16 protein-coding genes are annotated in these 16423 nt (G+C 72.9%); 5 read left to right on the top strand and 11 right to left on the bottom strand.

Going from position 1 to position 16423, the window contains the following annotated elements; translation table 11 throughout:
- Window positions 1-19 precede the first annotated feature (19 nt).
- On the top strand, window positions 20-988 hold the full coding sequence (locus SMD20_RS02675) for an AraC family transcriptional regulator (RefSeq protein WP_329574458.1): 969 nt from the start codon (window positions 20-22) through the stop codon (window positions 986-988).
- A 10-nt stretch (window positions 989-998) separates the two neighbouring features.
- Here the strand turns inward: SMD20_RS02675 and SMD20_RS02670 are convergent, their stop codons facing one another.
- Together SMD20_RS02670 and SMD20_RS02665 are read right to left on the bottom strand one after the other, a co-directional pair.
- Window positions 999-1940, bottom strand: a complete 942-nt coding sequence (locus SMD20_RS02670; RefSeq protein ID WP_329574457.1) for an ornithine cyclodeaminase family protein — start codon at window positions 1938-1940, stop codon at window positions 999-1001.
- Window positions 1941-1961: 21 nt separating this feature from the next.
- Complete coding sequence (locus tag SMD20_RS02665; protein ID WP_329574455.1) at window positions 1962-2444, bottom strand: MarR family winged helix-turn-helix transcriptional regulator; 483 nt, start codon at window positions 2442-2444, stop codon at window positions 1962-1964.
- Between the two features lie 170 nt (window positions 2445-2614).
- Between SMD20_RS02665 and SMD20_RS02660 the strand changes: the two genes are divergently transcribed.
- Window positions 2615-4090 carry an FAD-dependent oxidoreductase gene (locus SMD20_RS02660; protein WP_329574453.1) on the top strand — a complete coding sequence of 492 codons (1476 nt, stop codon included), beginning with the start codon at window positions 2615-2617 and terminating at the stop codon, window positions 4088-4090.
- Between the two features lies 1 nt (window position 4091).
- Here SMD20_RS02660 and SMD20_RS02655 read toward each other — a convergent pair whose 3' ends face one another.
- The 5 genes from SMD20_RS02655 to SMD20_RS02635 all read right to left on the bottom strand — a co-directional run bounded on the left by SMD20_RS02655 (window position 4092) and on the right by SMD20_RS02635 (window position 9254).
- Window positions 4092-5288, bottom strand: a complete 1197-nt coding sequence (locus tag SMD20_RS02655) for a cytochrome P450 (protein WP_329574451.1) — start codon at window positions 5286-5288, stop codon at window positions 4092-4094.
- Window positions 5289-5384: 96 nt separating this feature from the next.
- Complete coding sequence (locus SMD20_RS02650; RefSeq protein WP_329574449.1) at window positions 5385-6587, bottom strand: cytochrome P450; 1203 nt, start codon at window positions 6585-6587, stop codon at window positions 5385-5387.
- Complete coding sequence (locus SMD20_RS02645) at window positions 6584-7246, bottom strand: TetR/AcrR family transcriptional regulator (RefSeq protein WP_329574447.1); 663 nt, start codon at window positions 7244-7246, stop codon at window positions 6584-6586. Before SMD20_RS02645 ends, SMD20_RS02650 begins: the two co-directional genes overlap by 4 nt.
- Before the next feature lie 89 nt (window positions 7247-7335).
- Entirely contained in the window at window positions 7336-8841 is a 1506-nt protein-coding gene (locus SMD20_RS02640) for an FAD-dependent oxidoreductase (RefSeq protein ID WP_329592406.1), read from the bottom strand.
- Between the two features lie 2 nt (window positions 8842-8843).
- On the bottom strand, window positions 8844-9254 hold the full coding sequence (locus SMD20_RS02635) for a hypothetical protein (protein WP_329574445.1): 411 nt from the start codon (window positions 9252-9254) through the stop codon (window positions 8844-8846).
- A gap of 132 nt (window positions 9255-9386) precedes the next feature.
- Here SMD20_RS02635 and SMD20_RS02630 point away from each other — a divergent pair, with 132 nt between their 5' ends.
- Entirely contained in the window at window positions 9387-9887 is a 501-nt protein-coding gene (locus SMD20_RS02630; RefSeq protein ID WP_329574443.1) for a GNAT family N-acetyltransferase, read from the top strand.
- A gap of 9 nt (window positions 9888-9896) precedes the next feature.
- Here SMD20_RS02630 and SMD20_RS02625 read toward each other — a convergent pair whose 3' ends face one another.
- Window positions 9897-10904: a helix-turn-helix domain-containing protein gene (locus SMD20_RS02625; protein ID WP_329574440.1), complete on the bottom strand. Its 1008-nt coding sequence runs from the start codon at window positions 10902-10904 to the stop codon at window positions 9897-9899.
- Window positions 10905-10949: 45 nt separating this feature from the next.
- Window positions 10950-11924 carry an alpha/beta hydrolase gene (locus tag SMD20_RS02620; RefSeq protein ID WP_329574438.1) on the bottom strand — a complete coding sequence of 325 codons (975 nt, stop codon included), beginning with the start codon at window positions 11922-11924 and terminating at the stop codon, window positions 10950-10952.
- A 200-nt stretch (window positions 11925-12124) separates the two neighbouring features.
- Here SMD20_RS02620 and SMD20_RS02615 point away from each other — a divergent pair, with 200 nt between their 5' ends.
- Entirely contained in the window at window positions 12125-12685 is a 561-nt protein-coding gene (locus SMD20_RS02615) for a dihydrofolate reductase family protein (RefSeq protein ID WP_329574436.1), read from the top strand.
- Between the two features lie 103 nt (window positions 12686-12788).
- On the opposite strand, the gene SMD20_RS02610 is transcribed toward SMD20_RS02615, so the two are convergent.
- Together SMD20_RS02610 and SMD20_RS02605 are read right to left on the bottom strand one after the other, a co-directional pair.
- Entirely contained in the window at window positions 12789-14063 is a 1275-nt protein-coding gene (locus SMD20_RS02610; protein ID WP_329574434.1) for a phytase, read from the bottom strand.
- A gap of 164 nt (window positions 14064-14227) precedes the next feature.
- The gene (locus SMD20_RS02605) at window positions 14228-15394 is read right to left on the bottom strand and encodes an ABC transporter substrate-binding protein (protein ID WP_329574432.1); all 1167 of its coding nucleotides are present in this window, start codon (window positions 15392-15394) and stop codon (window positions 14228-14230) included.
- 196 nt (window positions 15395-15590) lie between these two features.
- Here SMD20_RS02605 and SMD20_RS02600 point away from each other — a divergent pair, with 196 nt between their 5' ends.
- Window positions 15591-16343, top strand: coding sequence for a GntR family transcriptional regulator (locus tag SMD20_RS02600; RefSeq protein ID WP_329574430.1), 753 nt, complete (start codon window positions 15591-15593; stop codon window positions 16341-16343).
- Window positions 16344-16423 lie beyond the last annotated feature (80 nt).

Genomic DNA, 16423 nt, shown 5'->3' with positions numbered 1-16423 from the left:
TCGTCGATAGGGTGGCCCGATGGACGTGCTCAGCGACGTGATCGCGCTCATGCGCACCGGCCGGCCGAACACCGCGCGCATCGCCTGGCACGGCACCTGGGGGCGGCGTTTCCCGTCCGCGCCGGGGGCGGCCGGGTTCCAGGTGATTCTCAAGGGAGCGTGCTGGCTCATCCCGCCGGAGAGCGACCCCGGCGCCGAGCCGGTGCCGCTGGCCGCCGGGGACGTCGTGTTCTTCCCGCACGGCGAGCCGTACGGGCTGGCCGACTCCCCCGGCACCCCGCTGGCCGTGACCGACTGCGATCCCCTGGCCGACGAACTGGCCCTGTTCGCCACCGACACCGTCGGCAGCACCGCCGGCAGCGGCCCGGCGGGCGTGGTCACGCTGTGCGGCGGCTACCGGCTCGACCCCCGGCACGCGCACCCGCTCCTGCACGACCTGCCCGGCCTGATCCACATCCCCGGACCGCGGGGCGGCGCGGCCCCGGGGGCGGCCGGGCTGCACGCCCTCGTCGAGGTGCTCGGGCGGGAGCTGGACGAGCCGCGCCTCGGCACGGACACCGCCATCCCCGCGCTGCTCGACACGCTCCTGCTGTTCATCCTGCGGGCCTGGCTGGAGGAGCGGCCCGCCGGGGACGACGCCACCGGCTGGGCGGCGGCGCTGACGGATCCGCCGGTCAGCGCCGCGCTGCGCGCCATGCACCGCGAGCCGGACCGCCCGTGGACGGTCGAGTCGCTGGGGCGCGCGGCCGGGATGTCGCGGGCGGCGTTCTCGGCCCGGTTCACGGCGCTGGTGGGGCGGCCGCCGCTGACGTACCTGACCTGGTGGCGGATGACGATCGCGGCCCGGCAGCTGCGGGAGAGCGACCTCGGGCTGGCGCGGATCGCCGCCGGCGTCGGCTACAGCTCGGAGTTCGCCTTCGGCACGGCCTTCAAGCGCGCGTACGGCACCGCTCCCGGCCGCTACCGCCGGGCCGCTCAGGGCGGCTGATTCCCCGGGCTCAGGCCAGGAAGTCGATCTCGGTGCCGACGCCCCGCCGTCCGGCTTCGCGGTAGGCGAGCAGGCTGAGGGCGAGGTCCTGCCACGGGAGGCCCACCGGCCCGTACACCGTGATCTGCCCGGGGTCGGTGCGGCCCGGGTGGTCGCCGCGCAGGATCTCGCCGAGGGTGGCGTGGGCGGCGCCGGCGGGCAGGCCGGTCGCGGCGAGCACGCCCATGGCGGCGGCGAGCGGTCGGTCGTCGACCGCGAGCACGCCGGCGGCCCGTACGAGGGCGGGCGAGAGCTCCTGCTTGCCTGGCTCGTCCACGCCCAGCGTGGTCAGGTGCCGGCCGGGGCGGACGTCGGGGAGGTCCAGGAGCGGGGTGCGGGACCAGGTGGCGAGGACCACGATCCCGGCGCGGGCGGCGACCTCGGCGGCCGAGCCCGCGACGCGTCCGCCGTGCCGGTCGGCGAAGGCGGCGGCCCGCTCCGGCGACAGGTCGTGGACGACCAGGTCGCTCACGGGGCGCAGCCGGCGCAGGCCGGTCACCACCAGGTCGGCCTGGGCGCCCGCGCCGACCACACCGACGACGTCGCTCTCGCCGGCGAGGGCGTGCGTGCCGAGTGCCGCCGCGAGCCCGGTGCGCCAGGCCGTGATCGTGGCGGAGTCGAGCAGCGCCAGCAGCTCGCCGTCCGCGCCGTCGTGCAGGCAGATGACGCCGCGCAGCGCCGGTGAGGCCGCGGGGAACTTGGCGTTGACCTTCACCGTGTACGCCTCGACGCCGGGCAGCAGGCCGGGGAGCAGCGCGGTGGCGGTGCCGGGGAACGGCAGGTCCGTACGGATCCGCTGCCCCGGGACCGCCGTCGTGCCCGGGTCCGCGGCGAAGCCTTCGCGCAGGGCGTCGAGGCAGGCGCCGGGATCGAGCAGGGTGAGCAGGTCGCCGCGGGTGAGGATCGTGGTCATCCGGCCATGATGGCAGGCCGCTCAGGTGTCCTCCTTGGCCACCTCGGACAGCGAGACCAGGTCGTCGACGAAGCGGCGCATCAGGCGTTCGAGCTCCAGCAGGTCGCGGTCGCTCCAATGCTCCAGCACCGGCGTGGCGATCCGCTGGCGGGCGGCGTCGAGCGCGTCGGTGACCTGGCGGCCGGCGTCGGTGATCAGCGCCTCCTTCACCCGCTTGTCCACCGCGCCCGGCCGCCGCTCGGCCAGGCCGAGCTCGGCGAGCTTCGCCACCTGCCTGCTCACGGTGGTGTGGTCGCGGCCCGTCCGCTCGGCGAGCTCGCCGACACTGATCGGGCCGAACCGCTGGATGCCGATGAGCAGGGGGAACAGGGCCCGGTCGAGCTGGAGGCCGGCCTCGGCGAGGAGCGCCTCGTCGCGCTGCGGCAGGTTCATGAGCACGGTGAGGTCGACCATGGACTCGTGCAGGCGCCTGAACGCGGCCTGCCGGCGGTGCTTGGAGGTCATGCTCGTCGTGCTGCCTTACGTGGACGGGCGGACGGTGCTGACGCGAGGATACCGCTACGGCGAACATGTTCTCCATACACAGATATCCATGCTGCTCACAGGCCATAGCTTGACCATGCCTCTGAATTATGTGCAAAATACACGCACTTGAACCAAGGAGGCACACACCCATGACAGACCTCGGCGTGATCATCTGCGGCGCCGGCCCGACCGGCCTGACCCTGGCCATCGACCTCGCCCGCAGGAACGTCCCCTTCCGCCTGATCGACGGGGCGACGCACCCGTTCCCCGGCTCGCGCGGCAAGGGCGTCCAGCCCCGTACGCAGGAGGTGTTCGAGGACCTCGGCGTGCTGGACCGCGTCGTCGCCTCCGGCGGCGAGTACCCGCACCAGCGCCTCTACACCGACGCCGGGCCCGTCGACCGGCCCGCAGGGCAGCTGCCCGACCCGACGCCGGCCGAGCCCTACCACCTGGCGCTGCTCGTCCCCCAGTTCCGCACCGAGAGCAGACTGCGCGAGCGGCTGGCCGAGCTCGGCCACGCCCCCGAGTACGGCCACCGCCTCACCGGCTTCGAGCAGGACGGCGGCGGCGTGACCGCCACGATCGAGACGCCCGGAGGCCCCGAGACCGTACGGGCGGGCTACCTGGTCGGCGCGGACGGCGGCGCCAGCTCCGTGCGCAAGGCCCTCGGCATCGGCTTCCCCGGCAAGACGCTCGGCGTGCGGGCGCTCGTGGCCGACGTGCGGCTGGACGGGCTCTCGTCCGGCTTCTGGCACCGCTGGAACCAGGGGACGCCGGAGGACGTGTCGCTGTGCCCCCTGTACGGCACCGACCTGTTCCAGCTCCAGGCCCCCGTCCCCTTCGGCGTGGACGTCGATCTGTCGGCCGCCGGGCTCACCGCGCTCGTCCGCGCCCGCACCGCCCGCGACGACCTCACGGTCCGCGAGGTGACGTGGGCGTCGGCCTACGAGATGAACGCCCGCCTCGCCGACACGTACCTGCGCGGGCGGGTGCTACTCGCCGGAGACGCCGCCCACTGCCATCCGCCGACCGGCGGACAGGGACTGAACACCAGCGTCCAGGACGCCTACAACCTCGGCTGGAAGCTGGCGGCCGTGCTCGGCGGCGCTCCGGAATCGGTGCTGGCGTCGTACGAGCTGGAGCGCCGGCCGATCGCCGAGGCGGTGCTGGGCCTGTCGGAGCGGCTGCTGCACGCGGCCATGAACCGCGACACCCGGCGCGGCCGGGAGGTGACCCAGCTCGACCTCGGCTACCCGGACTCGCCGCTGACGGCCGCCGGTCCGGACCGCGACAAGGGCGTGCGGCCGGGCGACCGCGCTCCCGACGCGCCTGTGACGGGCGCGGCCGGGGTCGCGACCCGGCTGTTCAGGCTGTTCCAGGGGCCGCACTGGACCCTGCTCGGCCACGGGAGCGACCCGGACGCGTTCACCGGGCCGCGCCGTGGCCTGCGGGTCCACGTCGTCGGCTGGGACGTGCTCGACACCGGCGGCCACGTCCGCGACGCCTACGGGTTGTCGCGGGGCGAGTGGGCGCTCGTCCGCCCGGACGGATACGTGGCGGCGGTGGGCGGCCAGGACGAGCTCGCAGCCCTCGCGGCCTACCTCGACGGCGTCGGCGTCCGGTGAGCTACCAGGCGACCTCGAACGAGGTCAGCCCGTAGACGACGTTGAAGGAGCGGAAGCGCGGCGGTACGCCGCTCTCGCGCAGCCCGGGGAAGCGCTCGAACAGCGCGGGGAAGGCGATGCGCATCTCCATCCTGGCGAGCGGCGCGCCGAGGCAGTGGTGCACGCCGTGGCCGAAGGCGACGTGGCCGAGGTCGCCGCGGGCGATGTCGAAGCGGTCGGGGTCGGCGATGAACGCCGGATCGCGGTTGGCCGCGGGCAGCGCGACCATCACCAGCGCGCCGGCCGGGATGCGGACGCCGGACAGCTCGGTCTCGACCGTGGTGAGCTTGCCGGTGCCGGAGTGCACGATGCTGAGCCAGCGCAGCAGCTCCTCGACGGTCGCGCCGATCCGCTCGGGCTCCTTCTTGAGCAGGTCGAGCTGGTCGGGGTGGCGCAGCAGCGCCAGGGTGCCGAGCCCGAGCATGTTGGACGTCGTCTCGTGCCCGGCCAGCAGCAGCAGCCCGGCGACGCCCACCAGCTCGTCGGTGGACAGGTCGTCACCGTGCTCGCGCACCAGCATGCCGAGCATGTCCTCGCCCGGCTCGGCCTGGGCGCGGGCGACGAGGCCGGCCATGTAGGCGCGTTGTTCGAGGCTCGCGGCCCGCCGTTCGGCCACCGGGAGCGAGATGTCGAGCAGCGCGCCGGTGCGCCGCTGGAAGTCGTCGCGGTCGTCGTACGGGACGCCCAGCAGCTCGCAGATCACGAGGGACGGGATCGGCAGGGCGAAGGCGGTGACCAGGTCGACCGGCGGCCCGGTGCGCTCCATCGCGTCCAGGTGCTCCCGGACGATCTCGTGGATGCGCGGCTCCAGGCGGCGCATCCTGCGCATGGTGAACTCGGGCGTCAGGATGCGGCGCAGCCGGGTGTGCTCGGGCGGGTCGAAGGCGAGCAGGTTGCCCGCCCGCGCCTGCCGCAGTTCCTCCTCGCTGAGCTCCGGGCGGGCGGTGGGCCGGAACGCCGCGCCCACGTCGTTGCTGAAGCGCGTGGAGTCGCCGAGCACCTCGCGCACGTCGGCGTAGCGGCTCACCACCCACGCGTCGACGCCGAACGGCGTGGGCACCCGGCGCACGCCTTCACCGTCGCGCAACGCCGACAGCTCGGGGTCGGGGTCGAACCCGTCGCGCCGCATGTGGAGCGGCACCACCGCAGGATCGCTCATGTCATCTCCCGGAGGGATCGGCCTCGGACGGAGTTCCTGACAACGTTCTCAACCCGACGGTAATGCCTGCGCCCGCCCGCCGCGCGGAGCCGCGGGTCACCACGTGACGGGAAGTTCGTAGACCCCGTACACCTGGCCGTCGTGCTTGAACGGGATCCGGTGCAGGTCCGTCGCCAGGGCGAGGGTGGGGATCCGCCGGTAGAGGGTGGCGTAGGCGACCTGCAGCTCCATGCGGGCCAGCGGCTGGCCGAGGCACTGGTGCACGCCGAAGCCGAAGGCCACGTGGCGGCGGGCGTCGCGGCGCAGGTCGAGCGTGTCGGGGTCGGGGAAGACCTCGGGGTCGCGGTTGCCGAGGTCGTTGGCCATGATGAGGCCCTCGCCGGCGCGGATGACCTGGCCGGCGATCTCGATGTCGGCCAGCGCGACCCGGTGGCGTCCCCGGTGGGTGATGTTGAGGTAGCGCAGCAGCTCCTCCACCGCGCCCGCGACCAGCGCGGGGTCGTCGCTCCCGCGCAGCAGGGCGAGCTGGTCGGGGTGCTGGAGCAGGGCGAGGGTGCCGAGGGCGATCATGTTGGCGGTGGTCTCGTGCCCGGCGACGAGCAGCAGCACGCCCATCCTGGCCGCCTCCGGCCTGCTCAGCTCGCCCGCCGTGACCTGGGCGGCCACCTTGGACAGCAGGTCGTCGCAGGGGTGCGCGAGCTTGTCGGCGACGAGCCCGTCCAGGTAGTCGGTGAGCCGGCCGCCGGCGGCGGCCCGCTCCTCGGGCGGCACGTTCCGCTTGACGATGACCTGGCTGTTCTCCTGGAAGAAGGCGTGGTCGGCGTACGGGACGCCGAGCAGCTCGCAGATCACCAGCGACGGCACCGGCAGCGCGAACGCCTCCACCAGGTCCACCGGCTTCGGCCCGGCCAGCAGGCCGTCGATGAGGTCGTCCACGATGCGCTGCACGGCCGGGCGCATGCCCTCCACCCTGCGGACCGTGAACGAGCCCTGCACCATGCGGCGCAGCCGGTGGTGCTCGGGGTCGTCCATGAGGATGAAGCTCACCGGGCTGTCCGGGCGTTGCGGCGTCTGGGCGGGCAGCGGGTAGCCGGGCCGGGTGATGTCCGAGCTGACCTGCGGGTGGCTGAGCAGCTCCTTCTGCTCGGCGTACGCGGTGACCAGCCAGGCCGTGCCGCCGTCCCACAGCCGCACCCGGGTGAGCGGCGCGTCCTTCTGCAGGGCGCGCAGCGCGGGCGGCGGGTCGAACGGGCACGAGGCCGCCCTGACGCCCGGGAATTCGGGAAGTGTCTCGGTCATGCGGTGTTCCTTCCTGCTGCCGTGACGGGGGCCGTCCAGATCCCGACCACCGCGTCGATCAGCCCGGTCGCGGCGTCGTGCCAGCTCGGCCGGAGGGTGGGGAGGCCTTCGGCGAGCGCGCGCTCGCGCTCGGCGCACATGTGGACGACGAGCTGGCCCGCCATGTCGGCGCGCTCGGCGTGCACCTCGGGGGGCAGCTCGGGCAGGCAGCGCCGCAGGCCGTCCACCACGCGGCGCAGGGTCGGCGAGTTCAGCGCCTCCTCGGCCATGATCAGGCGGAGCGCGGGGTCGGTCATGACCTGGGCGGCGAAGCGGGCGTACCAGGTGGGCGGGCCGAGGTCGTCCAGGTGCCCGGTGAACGAGCGGACCAGGCAGCCCACCCAGTCGCGTACGTCGTCCGAGCCCTCGATCCCGGCCAGCAGCCGGCGGCGCAGCAGCTCGACCCGCTCGGTGTGGGCGCGCACGATGGCCCGGACGAGGTCGGCCTTGGTGCCGAAGTGGTAGCCGACGGCGGCGTTGTTGCCCTGGCCGGCCACCTGGCTGACCTGGCGGTTGGAGACGGCGTAGACGCCGCGCTCGGCGAACAGCCGCTCGGCGGCGGCGAGGATCTGCGCGCGGGTGGCGTTGACGCGCTCGGCGCGGACGGCGCTCACTGACATTCCACCTGACACATGGTGTGCCCCCTTTGTCGGTTTCACCTAACCCGACAGGCCCGCGCAAGTCAAGCAGCTGCTTTACGTTCTGCCGGTCACTCCTCCTTCAGCTCCACCGGCTCCAGCGGGCTGACGGCCGGGCCCTGAAGAACACGCCCGTCGAGGCCGAAGCGCGAGCCGTGACAGGGGCACTCCCAGGTCCGCTCGGCCTCGTTGAACCCGACCACACACCCGAGATGGGTGCAGACCGCCGAGACGGCGTGCGCGCGGCCCTGCTCGTCGCGGTAGACCGCGCACCGGCGGCCGTCCAGCTTGACCACCGCGCCCTGACCGGGCCGCAGCTCCGCGACGTCGGCGGCGTCGCCCGCGGCGAGCCGGTCGGCGACGAAGTGGCGGGCGACCGTGGCCTGCATCTTCGCCATCGGGACCGCCTCCTGCCGCGGGTGCAGGCGGCGCGGGTCGTACAGGCCGTCCCATGGCTCGTCCTCGCCGGTGACCAGGGCGGACAGCACCAGTCCCGCCAGCACGCCGTTGCTCATGCCCCACCCGCCGAACCCGGTCGCGACATAGGCGTGCCCGGCCCCCGGGTGCAGCGGGCCGACGAACGGCAGCCGGTCGGTGGTGTGGTTGTCCTGGGCCGCCCAGCGGTGCGTGATCCGCGCCCGGGGGAAGTGCTCGCCCGTCCAGGCGGCCAGCCGCTCGAAGCGGTCGCCCACCCGCCCGGACCCGGGCCGGTACGACTCGCCGGTCACGATGAGCAGCCGGCGGCCCCCGGGCAGGGGCGCGGTCCTGACCGAGCGGGTGTTCTCCTCCGAGGTGATGTACATCCCCTCCGGATCGTCCTCCGGCGGCAGCGTGCCCGCGACGACCAGCTCCCGCGTCACCTCCATCCGGGCGAACAGCAGAGCGCGGTCGAAGATCGGGTAGTGGGTGGCCACCACGACGTCGGCGGCGCTCACCACGGCCCCGCTCCCGGTCGTCACCCGGCACGGCCTGCCCTCGCTCAGGCCGGTGACGCGGGTGCGTTCGAAGATCCGGCAGCCGCGCGCCGTCATGGCGTCGGCCAGGCCGAGCAGGTACTTGCGTGGGTGGAACTGCGCCTGGCCGTCGACCCTGACGGCCCCGGCCACCGGGAACGGCAGCGCCGTGCCGGTGACGAAGGAGGCCGCCAGCCCCGCCTCGGCGGCCGCCCGCGCCTCGGCGCGCAACTCCTCCACCTGGTCGGCCGAGCGGGCGTAGGTGTAGGCGGGACGGCGTTCCAGCTCGCAGTCCACGCCGAGCTCGGCCGCCGTGCGCGCCACGTGCTCGACCGCCTCCTGCTGGGAGCGGGCGTACCGGCGGGCCGTCTCGGGGTCGCGGCCGGCCAGCTCGGCGTAGATCAGCGTGTGCTGCGCCGACAGCTTGGCCGAGGTGTAACCGGTCACGCCGGCCGCCAGGCGGTCCGCCTCCAGCACGGCGACGGACCGGCCGGCGCGGGTCAGCTCCCAGGCGGCCGACAGCCCCGCGATGCCGCCGCCGATGACGGCCACGTCCACGGTGACGTCCTCGGTGAGCGGCGGGTGCTCGCGCGCGGGCGCGGAGTCCATCCAGTACGACAGCATGCTCACGCCTCCCCCGCCGCCTGCGAACGCTGCTTCATCTCCGCCTCGTACACGTGCCGGCGGCCGTCCATGAGCCGGTCGCGGACCTCGCGTTCCAGCTCGCGGAAGGTCGTGTAGTAGTCGTCGTCGTACTCCTCGACGATCTGGAACGTCCACCGGCCCGGCAGGACGTCGCGGCCGACCAGTTCGGCGGCCAGCCGGCGGGCCAGGTCGTCGTGAGCGCTCCCTTTCAGCAGGTCTACGACCTCGGCCACGGTGGCGTGGGCGGAGCCGGTGAGCTGGTGGAAGGAGTAGAGGTGGCCGCGGGCGCGCTCGACCGTCTCCAGCGCCTCCGACAGCATGCCGGCGGCCTTCACCGCCTGGTCGTCGGCGCCGTCGGGGCGGCGGTGGTCCTGATCGGGTGTGTATGCCATGGACCCCGCGTTACCCTCCGGAGCGCGAAGGATGCACCGTGGGAGGCGCGGAGGGATGCGCTCAGGACCTGCACGAGCTCTGCTAGTTTTACCTTTCCGGCCGGATTCGCTCCCGGCCGGAAAGTGTTTTTTATGACTACTTCTCCGGTTCTCGTACGGCCCGTGACCGCCGCCGACCGTCCCACCGTCGAACGGCTCTGGCTGATGTTCCGCCACGACATGGCCGACTACCAGGGCGGCCTGCCGAGCCCCGACGGCACCTACCACAGCGACCGGCTGCGTCAGGCGTTCGAGGACGACGACTGGACGGCCTACCTGTTCACCAGCGGTGACCGGCCGGTCGGGTTCTCGTTCGTCCGCGCCCTGTCCGGTCCGGCGCACGTGCTGAACAGCTTCTTCGTGGTCCGCGGCGCGCGCCGGTCCGGCGTCGGATCGGCGGTCGTCCGCCAGGTGATCGACCGGCACCCCGGCCCGTGGCGGATCGCCTTCCAGGACGCGAACACGGCGGCCGTCGCGTTCTGGCGACGCGTCGCCACCGAGATCGCCGGCACGGCGTGGACCGAGGAACGCCTTCCCGTCCCCGGCCGTCCCGACGTCCCCCCGGACGTGTGGATCTCCTTCACCACCGCCTGACGGCGGGGCTCAGGTCAGCTCGTTGCGGTGCAGCCGGCGGGCGACGAGGGCCAGGTGGAGGCGCAGTCGTCCGGGCGGCTCGGTCACGTCCCAGCCCAGCAGGCCGGACGCCTGGCCGAGGCGGGCCTGCAGCGTGGAGTGGTGGACGTGCAGGACCCCGGCGGCGGCCCGCAGGCTCGGGGCGGTGACGACGGCGTCCAGCGTGGCGAGCATCCAGGGCGCGGCGACGGCGGCGCGGCGCAGCGCGTCGACGTCGGCGGGCGGCGGCGTCCCGGGGTGGATGGCGGCGGCCAGCGTCGTCAGGGTGCCGAGGTCGCCGGCGTGGACCAGGCGCGGCCCCGGATCGTGCTCGCCACCGGCGGCGGTGAAGCGCAGGGCCGTACGGGCGCTCTCCCAGGAGGCGGGCAGGTCCAGGACGGGCACCGTGACGCCGATCCCCGCGCGCCGCCCCGCCGGCACCCCGGGGTCGGCGGGCCCGCCGCCGGGCGGCATCGGCTGGACGCGGGCCGCCTCGCCGTGCACCGCGATCGCGCGGGCGGACCCGGTCAGACCGAGCCGGGCGGCGGCGGCCCGCCGCTCGCGCTCGGCGGCGTGCCCGTCGATCAGGACCTCGACCCAGGCGGGATCGTCCGGCGCGGCCCGGCCGCGGGTGCGGTCCAGCACCGTACGGGCCACGCTCGCCGCCCGTTCGAGTATCACGGTGTCGAGGACGGAGGCGGGCCGCTCGCGTTCGAGGAGCAGGCGGGCCTCGCCTCCGGGAGTGAGGTCCTGCGCCGGCCAGCACGCCAGCACCGGCTCCCGCGCGTCGAGCGGCACCCCGTCGGGGCCGATGCGGATGCGCAGGTGGCGCGCGTCGTCGACCAGGCGGGCCGGGCAGCCGGCCAGGAACGCCGCGCCGCGGACCACCGAGCCGAGACCGGCGGGGTGCCCGGCCAGCTCGTCGAAGTAGGCGACGACCCGGAGGGCGGCTCCCGCCTCGGGGTCCAGCGCGGCGACCCGCCCTGCCAGCTCTCTCATCGTCACATCATGCACTCGGGCGGCGGGAGCGTGGACCGGCCCCGGTCAGGACGCCAGGATGCGCCGCAACCAGTTCCCGCGCGCCTGCTGGGAGCCGATGGAGATGGCGGCGTGCGGCGCGATCCCCTCGAAGGCGTGGCAGCCGCCGGGCCAGACGTGCAGCTCGGCGTCGCCGCCCGCCTGCCAGATGCGGGAGGCGTAGGCGACGTCCTCGTCGCGGAAGGTCTCGGCGGAGCCGGCGTCGATGTAGGCGGGCGGCAGCCCGGACAGGTCGGTGGCGCGGGCGGGGGCGGCGTAGCAGGACACGCCGGGCCCGCCGCGGTCCTCGCCGAGCAGCGCCGTCCAGCCGGTCTCGTTGGCGGCGCGGTCCCAGACGCCGAGCCCGGCCATCTGGACGGCCGACGGCGTGTCGTTGCGGTCGTCCAGCATCGGGCACAGCAGCATCTGCCCGATGAGCGCGGGGCCGCCGCGGTCGCGGGCGAGCAGCGCGGTGGCCGCGGCGAGGCCGCCGCCCGCGCTGCCGCCGGCGACGACGATCCTGCCGGGGTCGGCGCCGAGCTCGGCGGCGTGCCGGGCGGTCCACACCAGGCCGGCGTAGCAGTCCTCGACCGGCGCGGGATGGGGGTGCTCGGGCGCGAGGCGGTACTCCACGGAGACGACGGCCGCCGGGGTTCCGTCCAGCCAGCCCTGCACGTCGGCCACGCCGAGCCGGCGGTTGCCGGAGATCATGCCCCCGCCGTGGATGTGGTAGATCACCGGCACGGGGGTGGCCACGCCGGTGGGCCGGCAGATCAGCAGCGTGAGGTCCGGCGCGCCGTCCGGGCCGGGCACCTGACGCTCCTCGACCTCGTACGCCCCGTCGCGCCGCAGGTCCTCCAGGGTCACGTCCATGCCGGGCAGCGGCGCGCGTACCGCGTCCAGGTTGTCCAGGGTGACACGGGGCATGAACTCGCGTACGGTCGCGAGCGCCGCCGCCACGTCGGGGTCGAACGGCACGGGCGGGCCGGGCTTCACGCTCATGCGCACTCCTCGGGAGTCGGGATCTCACCATTCTGGCCGCCACGAGGTGCGCGGTCCGCGCGCGGATGGCGGATGTCGCCCGCCGATCCGGCACACCGGCGCAGGGAGACCTTAAGGAATGCGTAAGCGGGCTCCGCGAGGCTGTGACCAGACCACGACGGAGGGCCGCCACCCGGCCCCCTTTCCCCTGGAGGATCATCATGAGGACCATCACCGCCGGCTTGTTCATCTCCCTCGACGGTGTCGTGCAGGACCCGGCCGACTGGCACTTCCCGTACTTCGACGAAGCGATGGGCGCCGCCGTGGAGGCGCAGATGGCCGACACGCTGCTCCTGGGGCGGGTGACGTACGACAGCTTCGTCGGCGCGTGGCCGCAGCAGGAGGCGGAGGGCGGCGAGGACGCCGGCTTCGCCAAGGCGCTCGGGGACGCCCGCAAGATCGTCGTCTCGCGTCAGCCCCTGGAGTTCACCTGGCGCAACTCCGAGCTGCTCCAGGGCGACCTGGTCGAGGCCGTGGCCGCGCTGAAGCAGGAGGAGGGCGGCCGCATCGCGGTCAGCGGCTCGGTCTCGGTGGTCCGCCAGCTTCTGGAGGCGGGCCTGCTGGACGAGCTGCACCTGCTGGTGCACCCGATCGCGATCCGCAAGGGCGAGCGGCTGTTCGACGAGGGGTCCCCCATCCCGCTGGAGCTGGTCAGCTCCGAGACCTTCCCGACGGGCGTGCTGAACCTCGTCTACCGTCCCGCCGCGCGCAACGAGCCGTAGAAACGACCCCGTCAGGACGTTCGGCCGCGAGCACGATCGTGCGTAAGGGGCGCCGCCCGGCCGGGCGGCGCCCCTTACAGCGCTTCAGAACGGGTCAGGCGACTCAGTCGCGCGGGTCCCAGCCATCGGTGTCGACGTCCAGGTCGAGCTCGTCGGCGATGTCCTCCCACTTGGTGTACTTGAAGTTGGTGATCTCCCGGTCCCCTTCCGCCGGCGTGTTGACCCCGTCGTGGGCGATGAAGACGCCCTCGTCGAAGTCGCCCAGCGGCACGTTGAGCACGGTCGAGCCGTCGCTGACCTCGACGCCGTCGATGCCGTTGCCCGCGCCCACCCTGAACTGGCCGAGGTAGGAGTTGGAGCCCTCCCTGCGGTAGACGGCGAAGGTGTTGTCGCCCTGGCTGGAGGCCAGCAGGTAGCCCTTGCCGTCCTCGCGGTAGTAGATCGTGAGACCCTCGGCGTCCGCGGTCAGGTGCCGGCCGCCGAAGCCCGGGTCGGCGCCGGGCGTGCACTCCTCGGTGGCGGGGTCGTAGGTGCCGGGGACGCCGTACTCCTTGACCTTGTCCACCAGCACCGGCGTGCCGGTGAGGTCGGCCCGCATCCGCCAGATGCCGACGTCCTCCTGCGCGGCGTAGAGCACGTCCCGGTCCTGGTCCACGACCATGCCCTCGACCTGCGCCAGCTCGTCGGGCTCCAGGCACGGGGCCCACGACTGGCCGTTGGGGAGGGTGAACGACGCGGGCAGGTCCAGCGTCCTGACGAGCTGGTAGCCGACCTTGCCGCCCGGCTTGGCCAGCAGCTTGACCAGGCCGACCGAGGTCTTGTGCCGGCGGCTGACCAGCGCGTACGTGCCGGTGGAGTCCTTCCACGCGCCCAGGCCGTACGCCGTCTCGCCGTTGTTGACCTGCCCCTGGGTGGTGTTGAAGACGAACGGCGCGGCCGGGTCGGTCACGTCCGTGAGGCGGCCGTTGGAGATGGAGTAGATGCGCAGGGTGTCCCGGCCGCGGTCGGAGACGATCGCGAGGTCGCGTCCGCCGAAGCCGTAGGTGACGTCGACGTTGTTGAACCGGCCGGGCTCGTCGTCGGGCCCGGGGGCGGCGGGCGCCGCGATGTGCTGGAGCGGGCGCCCGTCGAGGTCGTAGACGTTGAGTCCGCCCTCCTTGGCCGTGGTGACGACCACGCTCTTGCCGGAGTCGGACGGGTGCACCCAGATCGCCGGGTCGTCGCCGTTGGAGTTGCCGCCCGCTTCGTCGTCGTATAAGGCGGGGGTCTCGACGTCGGGATGCACCGTCGCGACGGTGGAGCCGGACGCGGGGACCGCCATGCCCGCCGCGAGGGTGAACATCAGGGCTGCCAGGGAGAGCCTGGGCAGGGGACGCATTGCGCCTCCTCGTTCTGGGGAGTGATGGTGCGAACGTAACCATTAGTTGCCGAGATATCAACAGGTCATCCTTATGTCAGGACATAAGGACTCATGGGAGTTCCAGGGCATGCGGGCGGACCGCCCGGCCGAGGTCTCCGGCCGGGCGGCCGGTCCGGTGACGCCTAGCTCTTGTTGACGCGCCAGAAGTCGGAGATGGTCTGGCGGTTCTGCAGGTCGCCGAGCAGGCCCTTGGGGTCGGTGTGGAAGAGCTGGCCCTGCCAGTCGGACAGCCCGGCCGGGGTGACCAGCGGCTTGACCGTGCTGTTGCCCGAGATGCCGCCCTCGCCGATCTCGTGCTTGACGCCCTCTTCGGTCATGATGAAGTGCACGTACAGCTTCGCCGCGTTGGGGTGCTTGCTCTTGCTGGCGATCGCCACGTACTTCGGGTAGCTGAAGCCGGTGAAGGGCGCCATGCCCTCGCACGTGGACTGGTTGTAGCCCTTGTCCTCGTTGTTGCGGAACTTCGAGATCGACATGAAGCCGATCTTCTTGTCGGTCGCGTTCGGCGCGCCGACCGCGCCCGAGATGTCCTCGTCGGAGCCCGTCAGCACCGGCCGGTTGCCGGCCAGCCGCTTGACCCACTCGTAGGCGGCGCTCTTCTCCTCCGTCTTCAGCGGCTTGCCGTACTTGGCCTGGAACGCCTGCTCCAGCGCCTGGTTGCCGTGCGCGTCCAGCTGGGTGAAGAACGACAGCACGGTGGGCTTGCCCAGCGGGTCCTGCATCACCAGCTTGCCGGCCCACTCCGGCTCGGTCAGGTCCCAGATGTTCTTGACCGGGCAACCGCCGGGCGACAGCTTGGTGTTGTAGGCGAAGACGGTGGCCTTCGACAGGGCCAGCAGCGGGTTCTGGTTCTCGGCGGGGATCTGGTCCTTCAGGTCCGAGGGGATCCAGGTCTGCGTCACGCCCTGCGGCGCCAGCTGGCCGACCAGCACGCCGCCGTCCTCGTACATGGCCGCGTCGATGGTGACGTTGTCGGCGGCGTGCTCCCTGAGCATCTTCTCGGCGGTCTGCGGGGTGTCCGACTTCACGCCTTCCATGGCGATGCCGTACTTGGCGGTGAAGGCCTTGGCGACCTCCTCGATGTCGCCGCTGGAGTCGTAGACCAGCAGGCTGCCTTCCTTCTTCGCGGCGGCGACCAGCGCCTCCAGGTCGAAGTTCGCGTCGAGTGAGGGGCCGGGCAGAGCCTTGGCGGTCGCCGTCGACGGGGCGTTGCCGGCCGTGGAAGGCGCGCACGCCGCAGCGGCCGCCGCCAGCACCGCCACGGAGATGATCTTCGCGGTACGCCTCATGATGGCGTCACTCCTCTTACCTCGCAAGGGTGAAGCGTCGCACCAGCCCCGACGACGCCATGGTGAGCTCACGATGAACGTCGCGTGAACAGTTTGTCAAGACATTCTTACGTCATATTCGCAGTCTCTTATAGCCAGAAATTAGGCCCTGTCCTCACATAGTCAGGACATACAGACATCACTTACGTTCGGCTCCGTGACTCGGAGACTGGACATCCGCCTCGACAGGACGAGCCCCATCCCCCTCTACTTCCAGGTGGCCGAGCGCATCGCGCACGCCATCCAGGCAGGCGAGCTGCCCCCCGGCTCCTGGCTCAGCAACGAGGTCGAGCTCGCAGGACAACTGGGGCTGTCGCGCCCGACCGTGGGCAGGGCCATCCAGTACCTGGTGGACAAGGGCCTGGTCGTCCGCAAACGCGGCGTGGGCACGCAGGTCGCGCACAGCCAGGTCAAGCGCGCGGTCGAGCTCACCAGCCTGTACGACGACCTGCGCAGGTCGGGGCAGGAGCCGAGCACCAAGGTGCTGTCCATCGGGACCGTCGCGGCCGAGGACGACGTGGCGGTCGCGCTGGGGATCGCGCCGGGCGCCGACGTGGTCCGGCTGGAGCGGATCAGGTACGCGCGCGGCGAGCCGCTGGCCCTGTTACGCAACTGGCTGCCGCTCACGCCCCGGCCCCTGCCGGCCGGGGTGTCGGCCGAGGCTCTTGAGGAACACGGGCTCTACGAGCTGCTGCGCTCCGGCGGCGTACGGCTGCGGGTGGCCAACCAGCGGATCAGCGCCCGCGCCGCCAGCCAGGCGGAGGCCACGCTGCTCGGCGAGCGGCCGTCCTGCCCCCTGCTCACCCTGGTCCGCACCGCCTACGACGACCAGGGCGGGGGCGTCGAGCACGGCTCGCACCTCTACCGCGCCTCCCACTACTCACTCGAGGTCACGCTCGTGGAGCGATGAGCAACTTTCTCCTTATGTCAGGACAAACTATTGACTGTTCATCTCCCGTTCACCTAGAACTGGAGACCCCTGGATGAGGA

It is taken from the genome of Nonomuraea sp. LP-02 (assembly GCF_036289125.1).
In the GTDB taxonomy this organism is placed as follows: Bacteria; Actinomycetota; Actinomycetes; order Streptosporangiales; family Streptosporangiaceae; genus Nonomuraea; species Nonomuraea bangladeshensis.
This window is presented reverse-complemented; position numbering and strand designations above follow the sequence as displayed.

What these genes read in the sequence shown, in the direction of transcription:
- SMD20_RS02675 (WP_329574458.1), top strand. Translation starts at nt 20, where the DNA reads ATGGACGTGCTCAGCGACGTGATCGCGCTCATGCGCACCGGCCGGCCG.
- SMD20_RS02670 (WP_329574457.1), bottom strand. Translation starts at nt 1,940, where the DNA reads ATGACCACGATCCTCACCCGCGGCGACCTGCTCACCCTGCTCGATCCC.
- SMD20_RS02665 (WP_329574455.1), bottom strand. Translation starts at nt 2,444, where the DNA reads ATGACCTCCAAGCACCGCCGGCAGGCCGCGTTCAGGCGCCTGCACGAG.
- SMD20_RS02660 (WP_329574453.1), top strand. Translation starts at nt 2,615, where the DNA reads ATGACAGACCTCGGCGTGATCATCTGCGGCGCCGGCCCGACCGGCCTG.
- SMD20_RS02655 (WP_329574451.1), bottom strand. Translation starts at nt 5,288, where the DNA reads ATGAGCGATCCTGCGGTGGTGCCGCTCCACATGCGGCGCGACGGGTTC.
- SMD20_RS02650 (WP_329574449.1), bottom strand. Translation starts at nt 6,587, where the DNA reads ATGACCGAGACACTTCCCGAATTCCCGGGCGTCAGGGCGGCCTCGTGC.
- SMD20_RS02645 (WP_329574447.1), bottom strand. Translation starts at nt 7,246, where the DNA reads ATGTCAGTGAGCGCCGTCCGCGCCGAGCGCGTCAACGCCACCCGCGCG.
- SMD20_RS02640 (WP_329592406.1), bottom strand. Translation starts at nt 8,841, where the DNA reads ATGCTGTCGTACTGGATGGACTCCGCGCCCGCGCGCGAGCACCCGCCG.
- SMD20_RS02635 (WP_329574445.1), bottom strand. Translation starts at nt 9,254, where the DNA reads ATGGCATACACACCCGATCAGGACCACCGCCGCCCCGACGGCGCCGAC.
- SMD20_RS02630 (WP_329574443.1), top strand. Translation starts at nt 9,387, where the DNA reads ATGACTACTTCTCCGGTTCTCGTACGGCCCGTGACCGCCGCCGACCGT.
- SMD20_RS02625 (WP_329574440.1), bottom strand. Translation starts at nt 10,904, where the DNA reads ATGAGAGAGCTGGCAGGGCGGGTCGCCGCGCTGGACCCCGAGGCGGGA.
- SMD20_RS02620 (WP_329574438.1), bottom strand. Translation starts at nt 11,924, where the DNA reads ATGAGCGTGAAGCCCGGCCCGCCCGTGCCGTTCGACCCCGACGTGGCG.
- SMD20_RS02615 (WP_329574436.1), top strand. Translation starts at nt 12,125, where the DNA reads ATGAGGACCATCACCGCCGGCTTGTTCATCTCCCTCGACGGTGTCGTG.
- SMD20_RS02610 (WP_329574434.1), bottom strand. Translation starts at nt 14,063, where the DNA reads ATGCGTCCCCTGCCCAGGCTCTCCCTGGCAGCCCTGATGTTCACCCTC.
- SMD20_RS02605 (WP_329574432.1), bottom strand. Translation starts at nt 15,394, where the DNA reads ATGAGGCGTACCGCGAAGATCATCTCCGTGGCGGTGCTGGCGGCGGCC.